This window comes from Streptomyces sp. NPDC031132 (assembly GCF_055570595.1).
Genome location: NZ_JBVIGX010000005.1, coordinates 357981 through 374224, shown reverse-complemented (window position 1 = coordinate 374224; position 16244 = coordinate 357981). Strand labels below are relative to the sequence as shown.

Here is a 16244-nt window from a genome sequence, read left to right as displayed (position 1 = left end):
CCTCCGCCACGCCCGAGGTTTCGTGAGAAGTGCCACGTCAGCGCCCCGGATGCGCCCCTTGCACCGCATTCGGGGGACAGTTCTGGCAAGTTGGCTGATATGAGTACGGCAACCCGCAAATTCCCCCTGCTCGACTGGACCGTCGTGGTCCCGGTGGTGGCGCTCCTCGCGCTCGTCTTCAGCTGGGGACGCGATCTGCCCGGGTTCGTCGTGGCCCTGGTCGCCCTGTGCCTCGGTGGCGCGGTGCTGGCGGCCGTCCACCATGCCGAGGTCGTCGCCCACCGGGTGGGCGAACCCTTCGGCTCGCTCGTCCTGGCCGTCGCCGTCACCGTCATCGAAGTGGCCCTCATCGTCACGCTGATGGCCGACGGCGGCGACAAGACCGCCTCGCTCGCCCGGGACACCGTCTTCGCCGCCGTCATGATCACCTGCAACGGCATCGTCGGCCTGTCCCTGCTCGTCGGCGCCCTGCGCAACCGGGTCGCCGTCTTCAACGCCGAGGGCTCCGGCGCGGCGCTGGCCACCGTGGCGACCCTGGCCGTCCTCAGTCTGGTCCTGCCGACCTTCACCACCAGCAAGCCGGGGCCGGAGTTCTCCACCGCCCAGCTGACCTTCGCCGCCGTCACCTCGCTCGCCCTGTACGGGCTGTTCATCGCCGTCCAGACGGTCCGTCACCGGGACTACTTCCTGCCGGTCGACACCGGGGCCGGTGCGAAGAAGACCGACGGCTCCGGTGGCGGCGACAGCGCCGGTGACGGCTCCGGCGACGGCGAAGGGGGCGGCGACGGCGACGGGGAGCACGCCGAGCCGCCCACCTCCCGCGCCGCGCTGGTCAGCGTCGGACTGCTGCTGGTCGCGCTCGTCGCCGTGGTCGGCGACGCCAAGGCCGTCTCGCCCACCATCGAGGCGGGCGTCGCCAGCGCGGGCCTGCCCAACGCCGTCGTCGGTGTGATCATCGCCCTGCTGGTGCTGGCCCCCGAGACCCTCGCCGCCGTCCGCGCCGCCCGCCGCGACCGCGTCCAGACCAGCCTCAACCTGGGCTACGGCTCCGCCATCGCCAGCATCGGCCTGACCATCCCGGCCATCGCCCTGGCCTCCGTATGGCTCTCAGGACCCCTCCTGCTGGGTCTCGGGCCGATCCACATGGTGCTGCTCGCCCTGACCGTGGTGGTCAGCGCCCTCACCATCGCGCCCGGCCGCGCCACGCTGCTCCAGGGCGGCGTGCACATCGTGCTGCTGGCCGCGTACCTGTTCCTCGCCGTCAGCCCCTGAGCGGCGGGGCCGGGAGGATCCGGCGGGGCCGGGAGGATCCGGCGGGTCGGGGAGGGCCCGGACCCGCCGAGCCCTGCCCGGCCGGGGTCAGCGGCGCTCGCGCGGCCAGACCACCTTCAGCTGCGGCGAGGTGAGGATGTCCCGCTCGCAGAACCTCGAGGTCACCCACCGCTCCTGGGAGAACAGCCGGGTCTGGTCGGCGTAGTACGGCGAGGCCGGGTTCGACGACTGGCCGTACGTCAGCAGCGTGCGCGCCACCGGGCAGCGGCCGCCGTCCCAGCCGACCGCCTGGATGTGGCTGGAGCCGTGCACGACCTCCGGGTAGCCCCCGGCGGCCGCGTTCCACGGCGCCTCGATCTTGTTCCAGACGCCCAGCGCCTCGGTGCCGCCCGGCACCGGCAGCTTCTGTCCGCCGCGCACCACGAACTGGTGCGCGCCGAGCGGTGCGTCGAGGGCGATGCCCGCCGCCGTCAGCTCGGCGACCGTGTCCGCGAGCGCCCGCCCGATCCCGGGCGCCGCCTGGTTGAGCGTACGGGGCGTTCGGACGGGATCGGCCGCCGAGAACGGCACCAGCCACAGGTCCTTGGCCGCCGTCCCCGCCGTCAGCTTGCGCCAGAACCGGTCGAAGAGCAGCGCGCCGCGGCTGCCGGTGTCGGCCGTACGGTCCCAGTCCGCCAGCACCGCGCAGGCCGCCGAGACGTCCACCGGTCGGCCGTCGCTCGCGGTGGCCGCTCCGCCGGGCAGGGCGGCACAGGCCTTCGCCGCGTCGCCCGCCGCCAGATCGCCGGCCGGGACCCGGTTCGCGAACTGCTGCTTCTGCAGGTCCGCCACGGTCAGCCCGCCCCGGGAGGCCAGCGCGGAGACGTCCTCCACCGCGCCCCGGGTCCGCAGCGAACGCGTGGTGCCGAGACTGCCCCAGATCCGCTCGTACCCGGTCAGCGGTGTCTCGGCGTTGGCCAGCCAGGCGCTGTCGTTGGAGTTCTCGGCGTACGGGGCGTCGCGCAGCGTCGGCGCCTTCCCCGGGCCGAACACCCCGGGCTGCACCGCGTCCGGGTCCGAGCCGAGCGCGCAGTCGCCGCGCGCGCCGTCGAGGACCGCGAGCCCGGACGCCGGGTACGTGGCCCTGCCGAGCGGCGTGGAGCAGCGGGCGGCGAGCTCGTCGGTGATCCGGGGGAGCACCTGGGACTGGGTGAACAGGGTGCCGCCGGCCGAGTCCGCGGCGATCGTGTTGACCCAGGGCAGGCCCTGTGTGCGCTTCAGCGCGTCCTGGATCCCGGCGACCGTGCGGGCCTTGCCCATGGCGAGGGCGGTGTCGGAGCCGCGCAGGTTCGCGGCGTTCGGGTCGTTCAGGGCGTACGCCGTGCCGGCCGTCCAGGGCAGCGGCAGGCCCGGGCCGAGGCCGGTGAGCACGGGCCCGTAGCGGGTCCACCACTGGGTGCGGGTGACGGGTTCGCCGCCCGCCACCTGGACGCTGACCGTCCGCTGCGTCATCTTCTCCGGCTTGCCGTCGACCAGATAGGCTGTCGGGTCGGCCGGGTCCAGGGTCAGCTGGTGCAGGTTGACGGGGGTGCCGGTGGCCACGGTGTGGCTCCAGGCCACCTTCTCGTTGAAGCCGATGTTGACCACGGCGGTGCCCAGCAGGGAGCCGCCGGAGACGTTCAGCTCGCCGGGTATGGTCTGCTGCGACTGCCAGAACCGGCGGCCGCCCTGCCAGGGGTAGTGCGGGTTCCCGAGCAGCAGGCCGCGGCCGCTCGCGGTGGTGGAGCCGCTGAAGGCCACCGCGTTGGAGCCCATGTCGTAGCGGCCCGTGTCGAAGAAGGCCCGCGCGGCCTCGGCGGCTGCCGCAGGGTCGGTGTCGGCCGCAGGATCCGTACGGGCGACCCCGCCGGCCGCGGGCTCCGTACGCGCCGCGGCGCCGCCGGACGCCGGCCGGCCCGGCGGCTGCGCCGCGGCGATGTCGTCGACGGCTCGCCCCTGGCCGCCGAGCACGGAGACGGCGAAGCCCCGGGAGGCCACGTCGAGGACGGTGACCGGGCGCACCCAGGCGGCGCCCTTGCAGGCCGGGTCGGTGATCTTGTTCTGGGCGAGCCAGGCGTTGTACCCGGCGGCCCAGCCGCGCATCAGCTCCTTGAGGTCCCGGGTGGGGCCGGCCGGGGCGGGCGCGGCGAGCAGCTTCTCGACGGTGCCGGACTCCCGCACCCCCTTGAAGTACAAGTCGCTGGACAGGTTCCGGGCCGCGGAGGAGAGCGAGCCGTCGGGCGCCGCGTCGGCGCCGAACCAGCGCGAGCGTTCGCCGGCCACGGTCACGAACCCGTCTGCCAGGACACAGACCTGGTCGGCGGCCTGGGCCCAGCCGGTGCCGAAGCCGAGGTGCGCGTAGTCCTGGGCCAGGATGTGCGGGACCCCGTTCTCGGTGTACCGGATGACGGCGGACAGGCCGCCGCCGGACGGCCCGCGGTCGGCGGCGGCCGTCGCGGCCGAGGCCTGCGGCCCCGAGGCCGTGACGGCGAGCAGGGCGGCGCCGGTAAGCGCGGCGCGCCGGAGCAGCGGGCGGGTGCGGCCGTATCCATCAAGAAAGCGCAACGTGCCTCCCAAGTAGCCTGCGGATGGGCGTGGTTGCCCGTGGAACAGGCGGTGCTTGCGTGCCCCCACACTCATGCAGGCGGCCTGATGATCTGTCAACATCCCGTTTGGTATCCCGGTTGCGCCGGTTCTTGACCTTGGCCGTCGGCGGAGACGAGGATCACGCCATGACGGCAGCGCAGACGGTGCAGGCAGGGCAGGCCGGGGAGCCGGTACGGCAGAACACGGTCGACGGGCTGGTGCGCGACAGCGCGCTGCGGGCCCCCGACCGGGTGGCCGTCCGCTACCGCGAGCGGACCTGGACGTACGCGGAGCTCGACGCCGCCGTCTCCACCGGCGCCGCGGTCCTGCGGGAGCGGTACGGGCTGGCCGCCGGCGACCGGGTCGCGACCTTCGCCCACAACTCCGACGCCTACCTGCTCGCCTTCCTCGCCTGCGCCCGGGCCGGGCTCACCCACGTCCCGGTCAACCAGAACCTCACCGGCGAGGACCTCGCCCACATCCTGGACGACTGCACGAGCGCGCTGGTCCTCGCCGACCCGGACCTCGCCGCGCGGATCCCCGGGGGCCACGCCGTACGGCCGCTGCGCGACGCTCCCGGCTCCTTCCTGGCGGAGCTCGCCGCTCCGCTGCCCTTCGCGGCGGACCGCGACCCGGACAAGGTGGTGCAGCTGCTCTACACCTCGGGGACCACGGCGCTGCCCAAGGGCGCGATGATGACGCACAAGGCGCTGGTCCACGAGTACGAGAGCGCGATCGAGGCGCTGGACCTCGCCGAAGGGGACCGGCCGGTGCACTCGCTGCCGCTCTACCATTCGGCGCAGATGCACGTCTTCCTGCTGCCGTACCTGGCGGTGGGCGCGCAGAACACGATCCTGGACGCGCCGGTCGCCGAGGAGGTCTTCGGCCTGGTGGAGGCGGGCCGGGCGGACAGCCTGTTCGCGCCGCCCACGGTGTGGATCGGCCTCGCCAACCACCCGGAGTTCGAGCGGCGCGAGCTGGGCGCGCTGCGCAAGGCGTACTACGGGGCCTCGATCATGCCGGTGCCCGTACTGGAGCGGCTGCGGGCTCGGCTGCCCGGGCTCGGCTTCTACAACTGCTTCGGGCAGAGCGAGATCGGACCGCTGGCCACCGTCCTCGGACCGGACGAGCACGAGGGGCGGATGGACTCCTGCGGCCGGCCGGTCCGCCACGTCGAGGCGAAGGTCGTCGACGAGCACGGCGCGGACGTGCCGGACGGCACGGCGGGTGAGGTGGTGTACCGCTCGCCCCAGCTGTGCCTGGGCTACTGGAACGACCCGGAAGCGACGAAGAAGGCCTTCCGGGACGGCTGGTTCCGCTCCGGGGACCTCGCGGTACGGGATGCGGAAGGCTACTTCACGGTCGTCGACCGGGTGAAGGACGTCATCAACTCCGGCGGCGTGCTGGTGGCCTCCCGGCAGGTCGAGGACGCGCTGTACACCCATCCGGGGGTGGCCGAGGCGGCCGTGGTGGGCCTGCCCGACGAGCGGTGGATCGAGGCCGTCACGGCGGTCGTGGTGCCGCGCGGCGAGGTGACGGAGGCGGAGCTGCTCGCGTACGCCCGGGAGAGGCTGGCCGGCTTCAAGGCCCCGAAGCGGGTCCTCTTCGTGGACGCCCTCCCGCGCAACGCCAGCGGCAAGATCCTCAAGCGCGAACTCCGTGACCGGTTCGGACAGGAGCACCGGCAGGACCCGTCAGACCGTTGACGTGGTTCGGCAGGCACGGTTTCCTGCCGTGGTCATCGCCCGCCCTGGGCCTCATTCGGGCACCGGCCCCGTGTCCTGGAGGCGGCGGACGGTGAGGTGTTCGTGGACCAGGCGGCCGACCAGGGCGCCGCCGTAGACGACGAAGCCGACGCCGACCAGCCAGGACTGCACGACCAGCAGGGTGCCGAAGGGGCCGTAGGTGACGGCGTTCGACGCGATCAGCGGGGAGAACACCAGCTGGGAGAAGACGCGCAGGCCGAGCAGGCCCAGGCTGGTCGCCACCGCCCCCGGGAACAGGGCCCGCCAGCGGACGCGGCCGCCGAGCAGCAGCCGCTGCGAGCCCCAGAAGAAGAGGATGGTGCCGAGAAGATCGCCGGTGGTGCCGAGGATCGTGCCGGGGGCGTCGTTCGACGGCGCGGGGATCCCGACGAGCAGCCCGAGGTAGCAGACCAGCAGGGCGAGCCAGACGACGTGCCGCCACATGGTGTGCCAGCGGGCGGTGGGCAGGTCCCAGACCTTCTCGTACCCGGTCTGCACGGCCGAGCCGAAGGTCAGGCCGAAGACGGCGAGGGCCGCGAGGCCGAAGGCCGTGGTCCGCTCGAGCGCCAGATCGGCCGCGCCGAACAGCATCTCGACCCGGGCCCGCGAGGACTCGGTGACCCCGAGGGCCTGGCCGAGCCAGCGGCCGAAGCCGGAGCCGCTGCCGGGGGCGGCGGCCGCGACGACCACCAGCAGCGGCACCAGGGTCAGGAAGCCGAGGGCGGCGAAGCCCATGGCCCGGTGCATCAGCTCCATCTCCCGCCCCCGGCTCCACGCCAGCCCGGCCGGGGAGGCCTGGAGCCGGTCGTGGAGCTGTCGGAAGATCGAGGTCACGCCTCATGGACTACCCGGGCGGACCCGCCGGCTCTCGGAGGCTCCCCCGAAGTAGGCCCGAAGGGGTGGTTTCGCGGTGCGAGCCGGGCTCGGCCTCCGCCCCGGCCCTCCCGGGCCGCCTACTGCGCCTCGCGGAGGTCCACCAGCCGCTTGATCTTGCCCACCGAGCGCTCCAGGGTCTCCGGGTCGACCACCTCGACCCGCACGGAGACCCCGACGCCCTCCTTGACCGCCCGGACCACGGCGGCGGCCGCGGACTCCCGCCGGGCGGCATCCGCCTCCCGGCGCGCCTCCACCCGTACGGTCAGCGCGTCCATCCGGCCCTCCCGGGTCAGCCGCAGCTGGAAGTGCGGGGCCAGGCCGGGCGTGCGCAGCAGGATCTCCTCGATCTGCGTCGGGTAGAGGTTCACCCCGCGCAGGATGATCATGTCGTCGCTGCGGCCCGTGATCTTCTCCATCCGACGGAAGGCCGGCCGCGCCGTGCCGGGCAGCAGCCGGGTCAGGTCGCGGGTCCGGTAGCGGATGATCGGCATGGCCTCCTTGGTGAGGGAGGTGAACACCAGCTCCCCGGACTCGCCCTCCGGCAGCACCTCACCGGTGAACGGGTCGACGACCTCCGGGTAGAAGTGGTCCTCCCAGATGTGCAGGCCGTCCTTGGTCTCCACGCACTCCTGCGCCACGCCCGGGCCGATCACCTCGGACAGGCCGTATATGTCCACCGCGTCGATGTCGAGCCGCTGCTCGATCTCCCGGCGCATCTCCTCGGTCCACGGCTCCGCGCCGAAGATGCCCGTACGGAGCGAGGTGCTGCGCGGATCGATGCCCTGACGCTCCATCTCGTCCAGCAGCGTGAGCATGTACGAGGGCGTCACCATGATCACCTCCGGCCGGAAGTCCTGGATCAGCCGGACCTGGCGGTCGGTCATCCCGCCGGACGCCGGGACGACCGTACAGCCGAGCCGCTCCGCGCCGTAGTGCGCGCCGAGGCCGCCGGTGAACAGGCCGTACCCGTACGCGATGTGCACGATCTGGCCCGGTCTGCCGCCCGCCGCCCGGATGGACCGGGCCACCACGTCCGCCCAGGTGGAGAGGTCCCCGTCGGTGTACCCGACGACGGTGGGGCGGCCGGTGGTGCCGCTGGAGGCGTGGATGCGGCGCACCTCGGAGCGGGGCACGGCGAACATGCCGAAGGGGTACTGCTCGCGCAGGTCGGCCTTGGTGGTGAAGGGGAAGAGGGAGAGATCGGCGAGGGAGCGGCAGTCGTCGGGGTGCACACCGGCCTTGTCGAACGCCTGCCGGTAGTGGGGCACCCGCTCGTAGGCACGGCTCAGCGTGGTGCGCAGCCGCTTCAGCTGGAGCGCGGCGAGCTCGTCGCTGCTCAGCCGCTCACTGTCGTCGTGGACATCCGCAGACGCCGTCATGCCGTCACCTCATCGAGAGCCGAGCCAACCGACCGATCATTCGGTAGATTGCCCCAGCTCGGCGACTAAATCAATGACTCGAACGAGTGATCGCATGATGGGATGGGCCCATGCCGATCTTCAACACCTACGACGGAACCGAACTCGCCTACCACGTCCTGGGCGAGGGCGAGCCGCTCGTCTGCCTGCCGGGCGGCGCCATGCGGGCCTCCGCCTACCTGGGCGATCTCGGCGGGCTGACCGCCGGACGCCGGCTGATCCTCCTCGACCTGCGGGGCACGGGCGACTCGGCGATACCGGCCGACGAGTCCACGTACCGGGTCGACCACCAGGTCGCCGACGTCGAGGCGCTCCGCACCCACCTCGGCCTGGAACGCATGGACGTGCTGGCGCACTCGGCCGGCGGCAACCTCGCCCAGCTGTACGCGGCCGCGCACCCCGAGCGGGTCCGTCGCCTGGTCCTGGTCACCCCGACCTGCTGGGCCGTGGGCCTCGACTCGACCCCGGAGCAGCGCCTGGAGGTGGTCCGGAAGCGGGCGGGCGGCGAGCCCTACGACGCGGCCATCGCCACCTATGAGCGCATCCTCGGCATCCTGGCGGCCGGCGGCACCCCCACCCCGGCGGACTGGCGCCGGACGATGCCGCTCGCCTACGGGCGCTGGGACGAGGAGGCGCGCGCCCACGTCGAGGCGAGCGACCGCGAGAAGAACGCGGCGGCGGGCGCCGCCTACGCCGGCCCCGGCGCCTTCGACCCGCCCGCCACCCGGGCCGGGCTCCGCCGTGTCGCCGGCGAGGTGCTGGTGCTGGCCGGGGCACTGGACAGCAACCCCACCGCCGCCCTCGCCGCCGAACTCGCGGGGCTCTTCCCGCGCGGCGCCGTCGACGTCCAGGCGGGCGGCGCGCACTTCCCGTGGCTGGACGACCCGCAGTGGTTCGCGGCCCGGGTGGAGCGCTTCCTGGCCGAAGGGGCCTGAGCGCCGGGCCCGAGCGGAGGGCCGGACCGAGCGGACGGCCGGACCGAGCGGACGGCCGGACCGAGCGGACGGCCGGACCGAGCGGACGGCCGGACCGACAGGAGGGCCGGGCGGCAGGCGGCCCCCCGGCCGTCGGCGTACGGTCGAAGGAGATGCCCCCGCCGGAGGAGGCGTGAAGGGAGGCGGCGGCGATGTCCGTCATCGACCCCGCGGTATCGGTACGGCTCGGCGCCGCCGGCGCCCGCCGCCTGGTCGGGCTGCTGGCCGAGGTGGCCCTCCTGCTGGAACACCCCGGCCCGGTGCGGCTCTCCGACGAGCAGGCCGACGTACTGGGCCAGGGCACGGACCGCGACGAGCTCGCGGCCTGGACCCGCGCCCTGGCGGCCGAACTGCGCAGCCAGCTGTAGACGGGCCCTGCGGGCGCGCCCTGCGGGGCCAGTCGGCCCACCTGTCGCCGCGGCGCCGGGCCGGATCAGTGCGCCTGGTCCGCGCCCGCTCCGGCGTCCGCCTCCGTCGCCACCGACTTCGCCCAGCGGTAGTCCGCCTTGCCGCTCGGCGAGCGCTGGATGGCCGGCGTGACGACCAGCTGGCGCGGGATCTTGTACCCCGCGAGCCGGGTCCGGCAGTGGCTCTGGATCTCCTCCAGGCTCGGCTCCGGGGCGCCCGTCCGGACCTGGACCACCGCAGCCACGTGATTGCCCCACTTCGCGTCCGGCACCCCGGCGACCAAGGCGTCGTACACGTCCGGATGGGACTTCAGCGCCTGCTCGACCTCCTCCGGGTAGACCTTCTCGCCGCCCGTGTTGATGCACTGCGAGCCGCGCCCGAGGACCGTGACGATGCCCTCCTCGTCCACCGTCGCCATGTCCCCGAGCAGCACCCACCGCTCGGAACCCTTCTGGAAGAAGGTCTCGGCCGTCTTCGCCGCGTCGTTGTAGTAGCCGAGCGGGACGTGGCCGCGCTGGGCGAGCCGCCCCGGTACGCCCACCGGCACCGGCTCGTGCGTCACCGGGTCCACCACCTGCGTACGGTCGTTGACGACGAGGCGGAAGCCCTTCTCGGGGCTCGAGTCTTCGGCCGCCCGGCCGTTGGACCCGGATTCCGAGGACCCGAAGTTGTTCAGGAGCAGCACGTTCGGCACCAGCCGCTGGAACTCGGCCCGTACCGTCTCCGACATGATCGCCCCGGACGAGGAGACGCTGAACAACGAGGACAGGTCGGTCCCCTCGAGCGGGCCCTTCAGCGCGTCGACGAGAGGCCGGAGCATCGCGTCGCCGACCAGTGAGACGCTCGACACCTTCTCCTTCTCGATCGTGCGGAGCACCTCCTCCGGCGCGTACTTGCGGTGGATTACCACCCGCTGGCCGTAGTTGAAGGCGATGAACGAGGTCAGCGTCGACGTGCCGTGCATCAGCGGGGGCGCGGGGAAGAAGGTGAGCCCGGCGCCCTTCGACGCGACCCGTTCGGCGAGTTCCTCGGGCCGCTTCACCGGCTCGCCCGAGGGTTCGCCGCCGAAGAGCCCCGCGAAGAACAGGTCCTCCGCGCGCCACATGACGCCCTTGGGCATGCCGGTGGTGCCGCCCGTGTAGATGATGAACAGGTCGTCGGGGGAGCGGGGCGCGAAGCCGCGCGCGGGCGAGCCGGCCGCCTCGGCGGCCTCGTACGGGACCGGCGCGATCGTTGGCTCCGGAGCGCCTTCGGGGACCGGGCCGACGCGGATCAGGTGGCGCAGCTTCGTCGTCTGCGGGAGGGCGGCGGCCACCCGCTCGGTGAACTCGCCCTCGAAGACGAGCGCGGCGAGGTCGGCGTCGTTGTAGAGGTAGACGAGCTCCTCCTCCACGTACCGGTAGTTGACGTTCACCGGCACGAGGCGGGCCTTGAGGCAGGCCAGGACGGTCTGCAGGTACTCGATGCCGTTGTAGAGGTGCAGGCCCAGGTGCTCGCCGGCCGTCAAGCCGCTGTCCAGCAGGTGGTGCGCGATGCGGTTCGCCGCCGCGTCCAGCTCCGCGTACGTGAGGCGGCGCTCGGCGCCGGTCCCCGGGTGGTCCACGTACACGAGGGCCTCGCGGTCCGGGACCACGTCGACGACCGACTCGAACAGGTCGGCAAGGTTGTACTCCACCGTTCCTCCTCACCCCCGAGGTTGCCCGTTGCCGGGCCCATGGCTGTGCTGCCCGCGGCGGTCATTAGAGCGCCGCTCAGCCCAAGTGGGAAGGGCGCGGCCCAAGAAATCTGACTGTGTGTCAGAAAACTATTGAACTGCACCCGGCCCTCCTGCAACCTGTTCTAGGTCTTGAGACGGGAGGACGGCAATGGGTGGGACCGAACACCTGACCGTGGAGCGCCACGGCGCCACGCTGGTGCTCACCATGAACAGGCCCGAGGCGAAGAACGCGCTCTCGCTGCCGCTGCTGGTGGGGCTGTACGACGGCTGGCTGGAGGCGGACGCCGACGACACGATCCGCTCGGTCGTCCTGACGGGCGCGGGCGGGGACTTCTGCGCCGGGATGGACCTCAAGGCGCTGGCCGGGAAGGGGATGGCGGGCGACCACTACCGGGACCGCCTGAAGGCCGACCCCGACCTGCACTGGAAGGCGATGCTCCGCCACCACCGGCCGCGCAAGCCGGTGATCGCGGCGGTGGAGGGCTACTGCGTGGCGGGCGGGACCGAGATCCTGCAGGGCACGGACATCCGCGTCGCCGGCGCGGGCGCCACCTTCGGGCTGTTCGAGGTCAAGCGGGGCCTGTTCCCGATCGGCGGCTCGACGGTACGGCTGCCGCGGCAGATCGCGCGGACGCACGCGCTGGAGATGCTGCTGACCGGCCGGCCGTACTCCGCCGCCGAAGCCGAACGGATCGGGCTGGTCGGGTCGGTCGTCCCCGAGGGGACCGCGCTGGCCAAGGCCCTGGAGATCGCGGAGCAGATCAATGCGTGCGGGCCGCTGGCCGTCGAGGCCGTGAAGGCCTCGGTCTACGAGACCGCCGAACTGACGGAGACCGAAGGCCTGGCCTCGGAGCTGCTGCGCGGCTGGCCGATCTTCGACACCGCGGACGCCAAGGAGGGGGCGCGGGCGTTCGCGGAGAAGCGGCCCGCGGTGTACCGGCGGGAGTAGCCGGTCCTGGTCCCCGACTCGCACGTGTTGTTGACCGTTTCGAACATCGGAGTGCCGCTCATGACAGCAGCCGCGTCCCCTCCCGAAGTGCTTCGCGCGCCCCTCGTCGTCGAGTTCCCCTTCACCCGCTCCCTCGGGCCGGTGCAGAGCGCCTTCCTCACCGGGCTGCGCGAAGGCGTCGTCCTCGGCGTGAAGACCACCGACGGCAGGGTGATGGTGCCGCCCGTCGAGTACGACCCCGTCACCGCCGAGGAGATCCGCGAGCTCGTCGAGGTCGGCGCCACCGGCACCGTCACCACCTGGGCCTGGAACGGCACCCCGCGCCCCCAGCAACCCCTGTCCACCCCCTTCGCCTGGGCCCTCGTCCGCCTCGACGGTGCGGACACCGCGATCCTGCACGCCCTCGACGCGCCCGGCCCCGAGGCCGTCCACACCGGCATGCGGGTCCGGATCCGCTGGGCCGAGCAGCGCACCGGCGCCATCACCGACATCGCCTGCTTCGAACCGTACGAGGGCCCGGCCGCCGGTGAAGCCGCCCCGCACGACGGCGCCTTCGCCGACCCCGTCACCGGCATCGTCGCCGAGGCCCGCCTGGACTACACGTACAGCCCCGGCCGCGCCCAGACCGCGTACATCAACGCCCTCTCCGAGCAGAAGACCGTCGGCGAGCGCTGCCCCTCCTGCCACAAGGTGTACGTCCCCCCGCGCGGCGCCTGCCCCACCTGCGGTGTCGCCACCACCGACCACGTCGAGGTCGGACCCGCCGGCACCGTCACCACCTTCTGCATCGTCAACATCAAGGCACGCAACCTCGACATCGAAGTGCCGTACGTCTACGCCCACATCGCCCTCGACGGCGCCGGACTCGCCCTCCACGGCCGCATCGGCGGGATCCCGTACGACCAGGTCCGCATGGGACTGCGCGTCGAGCCGGTGTGGAGCGAGGGCGGCCGCTACCCCGACCACTACCGCCCCACCGGCGAGCCGGACGCGGACTACGACGCGTACAAGGAGCTCATCTGATGCCCAGGACGAGCAGGCACGCACGCGAGGTGGCCGTCGTCGCGTTCGCGCAGAGCGACCACCTGCGCCGCACCGACGAGTCCAGCGAAGTCGAGATGGTCATGCCCGTCCTGCACCAGGTGCTGGCGCAGACCGGCCTGAAGGCCACCGAGATCGGCTTCACCTGCTCCGGCTCCAGCGACTACCTCGCCGGCCGGGCCTTCTCCTTCACCATGACGCTCGACGGGGTCGGCGCCTGGCCGCCGATCTCCGAGTCCCACGTCGAGATGGACGGCGCCTGGGCCCTCTACGAGGCCTGGGTCAAGATCCAGACCGGCGAGGCCGACACCGCGCTCGTCTACTCGTACGGGAAGTCCTCCCCGGGATCCGTACGCGACGTCCTCACCCGCCAGCTCGACCCCTACTACCTGGCTCCGCTCTGGCCCGACGCGGTGGCCCTCGCCGCACTCCAGGCCCAGGCGCTCATCGACGCGGGGGAGACCGACGAGCCCGCCCTCGCCGCCATCGGCGCCCGCAGCCGGGCCGCCGCCGAGGCCAACCCGCACGCCCAGCTCAGCGGCGCCGTCCCGCAGGGCGACTACCAGGTCCGGCCGCTGCGCACCGGCGACTGCCCGCCCATCGGTGACGGGGTGGCCGCCGTCATCCTCGCCGCGGGCGACGTGGCGCGGCGGCTGTGCGAACGGCCCGCCTGGATCACCGGCATCGACCACCGCATCGAGGCGCACGGACTGGGGCTGCGCGACCTCACCGACTCCCCGTCGACCCGGATCGCCGCCGAGCAGGCCGGAGTCTTCGAACGCCCGGTGGACACGGCCGAACTGCACGCGCCGTTCTCCTCCCAGGAGGTGATCCTCCGCAAGGCGCTCGGCCTCGGCGAGGACGTCGTCGTCAACCCGTCCGGCGGGGCCCTCGCCGCCCATCCGGTCATGGCCGCCGGCCTGATCCGGATCGGCGAGGCGGCCGCCCGGATCCACCGCGGCGAGTCCGACCGGGCCGTCGCGCACGCCACCTCCGGCCCCTGCCTCCAGCAGAACCTGGTCGCCGTCCTGGAAGGGGACCCCGCATGAGCACGTCGGGCAAGGAGCCGGTCGCGATCGTCGGGATCGGGCAGACCAAGCACGTCGCCGCCCGCCACGACGTCTCCATCGCCGGACTGGTCCGCGAGGCCGCCGCGCGCGCCCTCGCCGACGCCGAGCTGAGCTGGGCGGACATCGACGCGGTCGTCATCGGCAAGGCCCCCGACTTCTTCGAGGGCGTGATGATGCCGGAGCTGTACCTGGCGGACGCCCTCGGCGCGGTCGGCAAGCCCATGCTCCGCGTCCACACCGCCGGTTCGGTCGGCGGATCCACCGCGCTCGTCGCCTCCAACCTGGTCGCGGCGCGGGTCCACCGGACCGTCCTGACCCTCGCGTTCGAGAAGCAGTCCGAGTCCAACGCCATGTGGGGCCTGTCGCTGCCCGTCCCCTTCCAGCAGCCGCTGCTGGCGGGCGCCGGCGGGTTCTTCGCCCCGCACGTGCGCGCGTACATGCGGCGCACCGGCGCGCCCGACTCGGTCGGCTCGCTGGTCGCGTACAAGGACCGCCGCAACGCGCTGAAGAACCCGTACGCGCACCTGCACGAGCACGACATCACCCTGGAGAAGGTCCAGGCCTCGCCGATGCTGTGGGACCCGATCAGGTACTCCGAGACCTGCCCGTCCTCCGACGGCGCCTGCGCGATGATCCTCACCGACCGGGCGGGCGCGGCCCGTTCGCCGAAGCCCGCCGCCTGGGTGCACGGCGGGGCGATGCGCAGCGAGCCGACCCTCTTCGCGGGCAAGGACTTCGTCTCGCCGCAGGCCGGCAAGGACTGCGCGGCCGACGTCTACCGGCAGGCCGGGATCACCGATCCGCGCCGGGAGATCGACGCGGTGGAGATGTACGTGCCGTTCTCCTGGTACGAGCCGATGTGGCTGGAGAACCTCGGCTTCGCCGAGGAGGGTGAGGGCTGGAAGCTCACCGAGGCCGGGGTCACCGAGCTCGACGGCGACCTTCCGGTGAACCCCTCGGGCGGGGTGCTGTCCACCAACCCGATCGGCGCCTCCGGCATGATCCGCTTCGCGGAAGCGGCCCTCCAGGTCCGCGGGCAGGCCGGTGAGCACCAGGTGCCGGGCGCCCGACGGGCCCTGGGGCATGCGTACGGCGGCGGCGCGCAGTTCTTCGCGATGTGGCTGGTGGGGGCGCAGGCCCCGACTTCCTGAACGCAGTTGCTCCTCCTGGGAGGCGCGCGGCTGGTGCCGCACACGCCACGGGTGACTCACCGTGGCCTGTGCGGCACCCGCTGCGATGGTTACTCTGGCCCCCGGACGACGTACCGGGAGGAGCACGCACGTGGCCGAAAGCATGATTTCGCAGCCTCTGGCCGGCTGGGGCAAGCCGGACCTCGATCTCAGCGGGGCGGACTGGCAGTCGAGCAGCCGGGGAGCGGGCGACGTCCAGATCGCCTTCGTCGAGGGGTTCATCGCAATGCGCAACGGCGACCGCCCCGAGAGCCCCTCGCTGATCTTCGCGCCGGACGAGTGGCGCAAGTTCGTCATGAACGCGCGGGGCGGGGAGTTCGACCTGACGTAGTCGGTACGGCCCGAGGCGGCGCACCACCGGACGCGGACCCGCCCGCGCCGGTGGCGCCGCCGCGAAAATCCGCCTGACGAGGCCGCCCGGATGTGCGAGGGTGGCCGGTATGACGATCATCCGCCGAAAGGGCGATGCCGCGTAGACGGCCCGGCGCGCTGCGCGCCCTGCAAGGACCGTTCGAAGGGCGCCGCCCGCCCGCCTGGGCGCGGGAACTGCCCCCCGTGGACCGGTTGTCGCCGACCGCGAGTGCCGGCGCCCAATGGGTCCTGCACGAGCAGAGCGCGAGTTCTGCCGATCTCGCGTACCTCTTGCGCCGGTACCGCGGTTTCCTGAAGCGGCCCGGCGGCCGGTTGCGGCTGGTCGCCTCGCTGGTGCCGGCCTGCCCGTGCTGCGCGCTCGACGACGTGGCCGCGGTCCGGGACGAGCTGGGCGAGGTCTACCGGAGGCTGCCGCCGCAGGCCCGCACGGCGCTGGGCCGCGTACTGCGCGCCCTGGACGCGGAGTTCCGGCGCCGCACCCTCCCCGACCCGGATCCGCCACCCGGCCACTGGGCCGACTGGATCGAGTACGTCGATGACTGGGCCGGGTGGCGTGGCGTCCCGTACGCCTGGTGGCACCGCCGGATCTACGAGCACACCTGACCCGG

Annotated in this window: 14 protein-coding genes; 10 read left to right on the top strand and 4 right to left on the bottom strand. The window is 73.1% G+C overall.

Annotated elements, in window-relative coordinates; genetic code table 11:
- Positions 1-99 precede the first annotated feature (99 nt).
- Complete coding sequence (locus ACZ49B_RS11120; RefSeq protein ID WP_468303315.1) at positions 100-1272, top strand: calcium:cation antiporter; 1173 nt, start codon at positions 100-102, stop codon at positions 1270-1272.
- Between the two features lie 87 nt (positions 1273-1359).
- On the opposite strand, the gene ACZ49B_RS11115 is transcribed toward ACZ49B_RS11120, so the two are convergent.
- Positions 1360-3855: a penicillin acylase family protein gene (locus ACZ49B_RS11115; RefSeq protein ID WP_468303312.1), complete on the bottom strand. Its 2496-nt coding sequence runs from the start codon at positions 3853-3855 to the stop codon at positions 1360-1362.
- Between the two features lie 167 nt (positions 3856-4022).
- On the opposite strand from ACZ49B_RS11115, the gene ACZ49B_RS11110 reads away from it, so the two are divergent.
- On the top strand, positions 4023-5582 hold the full coding sequence (locus tag ACZ49B_RS11110) for a fatty acyl-CoA synthetase (protein WP_468303309.1): 1560 nt from the start codon (positions 4023-4025) through the stop codon (positions 5580-5582).
- Positions 5583-5633: 51 nt separating this feature from the next.
- Here ACZ49B_RS11110 and ACZ49B_RS11105 read toward each other — a convergent pair whose 3' ends face one another.
- Together ACZ49B_RS11105 and paaK are read right to left on the bottom strand one after the other, a co-directional pair.
- Positions 5634-6455, bottom strand: a complete 822-nt coding sequence (locus ACZ49B_RS11105) for a YhjD/YihY/BrkB family envelope integrity protein (protein WP_468303306.1) — start codon at positions 6453-6455, stop codon at positions 5634-5636.
- Positions 6456-6574: 119 nt separating this feature from the next.
- A complete protein-coding gene (paaK, locus tag ACZ49B_RS11100; RefSeq protein WP_468303303.1) occupies positions 6575-7876 on the bottom strand; it encodes a phenylacetate--CoA ligase PaaK in 1302 nt (433 codons plus the stop codon).
- A 110-nt stretch (positions 7877-7986) separates the two neighbouring features.
- On the opposite strand from paaK, the gene ACZ49B_RS11095 reads away from it, so the two are divergent.
- Positions 7987-8850, top strand: coding sequence for an alpha/beta fold hydrolase (locus ACZ49B_RS11095; protein WP_468303300.1), 864 nt, complete (start codon positions 7987-7989; stop codon positions 8848-8850).
- A gap of 191 nt (positions 8851-9041) precedes the next feature.
- Entirely contained in the window at positions 9042-9257 is a 216-nt protein-coding gene (locus ACZ49B_RS11090; RefSeq protein WP_468303297.1) for a hypothetical protein, read from the top strand.
- 65 nt (positions 9258-9322) lie between these two features.
- Here ACZ49B_RS11090 and ACZ49B_RS11085 read toward each other — a convergent pair whose 3' ends face one another.
- On the bottom strand, positions 9323-10972 hold the full coding sequence (locus tag ACZ49B_RS11085; protein WP_468303294.1) for an acyl-CoA synthetase: 1650 nt from the start codon (positions 10970-10972) through the stop codon (positions 9323-9325).
- Positions 10973-11162: 190 nt separating this feature from the next.
- Here ACZ49B_RS11085 and ACZ49B_RS11080 point away from each other — a divergent pair, with 190 nt between their 5' ends.
- From ACZ49B_RS11080 to ACZ49B_RS11055, 6 genes are all read left to right on the top strand, one after another.
- Positions 11163-11963, top strand: coding sequence for a crotonase/enoyl-CoA hydratase family protein (locus tag ACZ49B_RS11080; protein ID WP_468303291.1), 801 nt, complete (start codon positions 11163-11165; stop codon positions 11961-11963).
- Positions 11964-12023: 60 nt separating this feature from the next.
- A complete protein-coding gene (locus tag ACZ49B_RS11075; protein ID WP_468303288.1) occupies positions 12024-12986 on the top strand; it encodes a Zn-ribbon domain-containing OB-fold protein in 963 nt (320 codons plus the stop codon).
- Entirely contained in the window at positions 12986-14053 is a 1068-nt protein-coding gene (locus tag ACZ49B_RS11070; protein ID WP_468303285.1) for a thiolase domain-containing protein, read from the top strand. The genes ACZ49B_RS11075 and ACZ49B_RS11070 overlap by 1 nt, the downstream gene beginning before the upstream one ends.
- Complete coding sequence (locus ACZ49B_RS11065) at positions 14050-15225, top strand: thiolase domain-containing protein (protein WP_468303282.1); 1176 nt, start codon at positions 14050-14052, stop codon at positions 15223-15225. The genes ACZ49B_RS11070 and ACZ49B_RS11065 overlap by 4 nt, the downstream gene beginning before the upstream one ends.
- A gap of 130 nt (positions 15226-15355) precedes the next feature.
- Positions 15356-15595 (top strand): DUF397 domain-containing protein, encoded by a 240-nt coding sequence (locus tag ACZ49B_RS11060; RefSeq protein ID WP_266631936.1) that lies wholly within the window; start codon positions 15356-15358, stop codon positions 15593-15595.
- A gap of 134 nt (positions 15596-15729) precedes the next feature.
- Entirely contained in the window at positions 15730-16239 is a 510-nt protein-coding gene (locus ACZ49B_RS11055) for a hypothetical protein (RefSeq protein ID WP_468303279.1), read from the top strand.
- Positions 16240-16244 lie beyond the last annotated feature (5 nt).

Excerpts from the sequence above, each read along its gene's own strand:
- ACZ49B_RS11110 (WP_468303309.1), top strand. The coding sequence starts at position 4,023 with ATGACGGCAGCGCAGACGGTGCAGGCAGGGCAGGCCGGGGAGCCGGTA.
- ACZ49B_RS11065 (WP_468303282.1), top strand. The coding sequence starts at position 14,050 with ATGAGCACGTCGGGCAAGGAGCCGGTCGCGATCGTCGGGATCGGGCAG.
- ACZ49B_RS11095 (WP_468303300.1), top strand. The coding sequence starts at position 7,987 with ATGCCGATCTTCAACACCTACGACGGAACCGAACTCGCCTACCACGTC.
- paaK (WP_468303303.1), bottom strand. The coding sequence starts at position 7,876 with ATGACGGCGTCTGCGGATGTCCACGACGACAGTGAGCGGCTGAGCAGC.
- ACZ49B_RS11075 (WP_468303288.1), top strand. The coding sequence starts at position 12,024 with ATGACAGCAGCCGCGTCCCCTCCCGAAGTGCTTCGCGCGCCCCTCGTC.
- ACZ49B_RS11055 (WP_468303279.1), top strand. The coding sequence starts at position 15,730 with ATGCCGCGTAGACGGCCCGGCGCGCTGCGCGCCCTGCAAGGACCGTTC.
- ACZ49B_RS11120 (WP_468303315.1), top strand. The coding sequence starts at position 100 with ATGAGTACGGCAACCCGCAAATTCCCCCTGCTCGACTGGACCGTCGTG.
- ACZ49B_RS11090 (WP_468303297.1), top strand. The coding sequence starts at position 9,042 with ATGTCCGTCATCGACCCCGCGGTATCGGTACGGCTCGGCGCCGCCGGC.
- ACZ49B_RS11070 (WP_468303285.1), top strand. The coding sequence starts at position 12,986 with ATGCCCAGGACGAGCAGGCACGCACGCGAGGTGGCCGTCGTCGCGTTC.
- ACZ49B_RS11080 (WP_468303291.1), top strand. The coding sequence starts at position 11,163 with ATGGGTGGGACCGAACACCTGACCGTGGAGCGCCACGGCGCCACGCTG.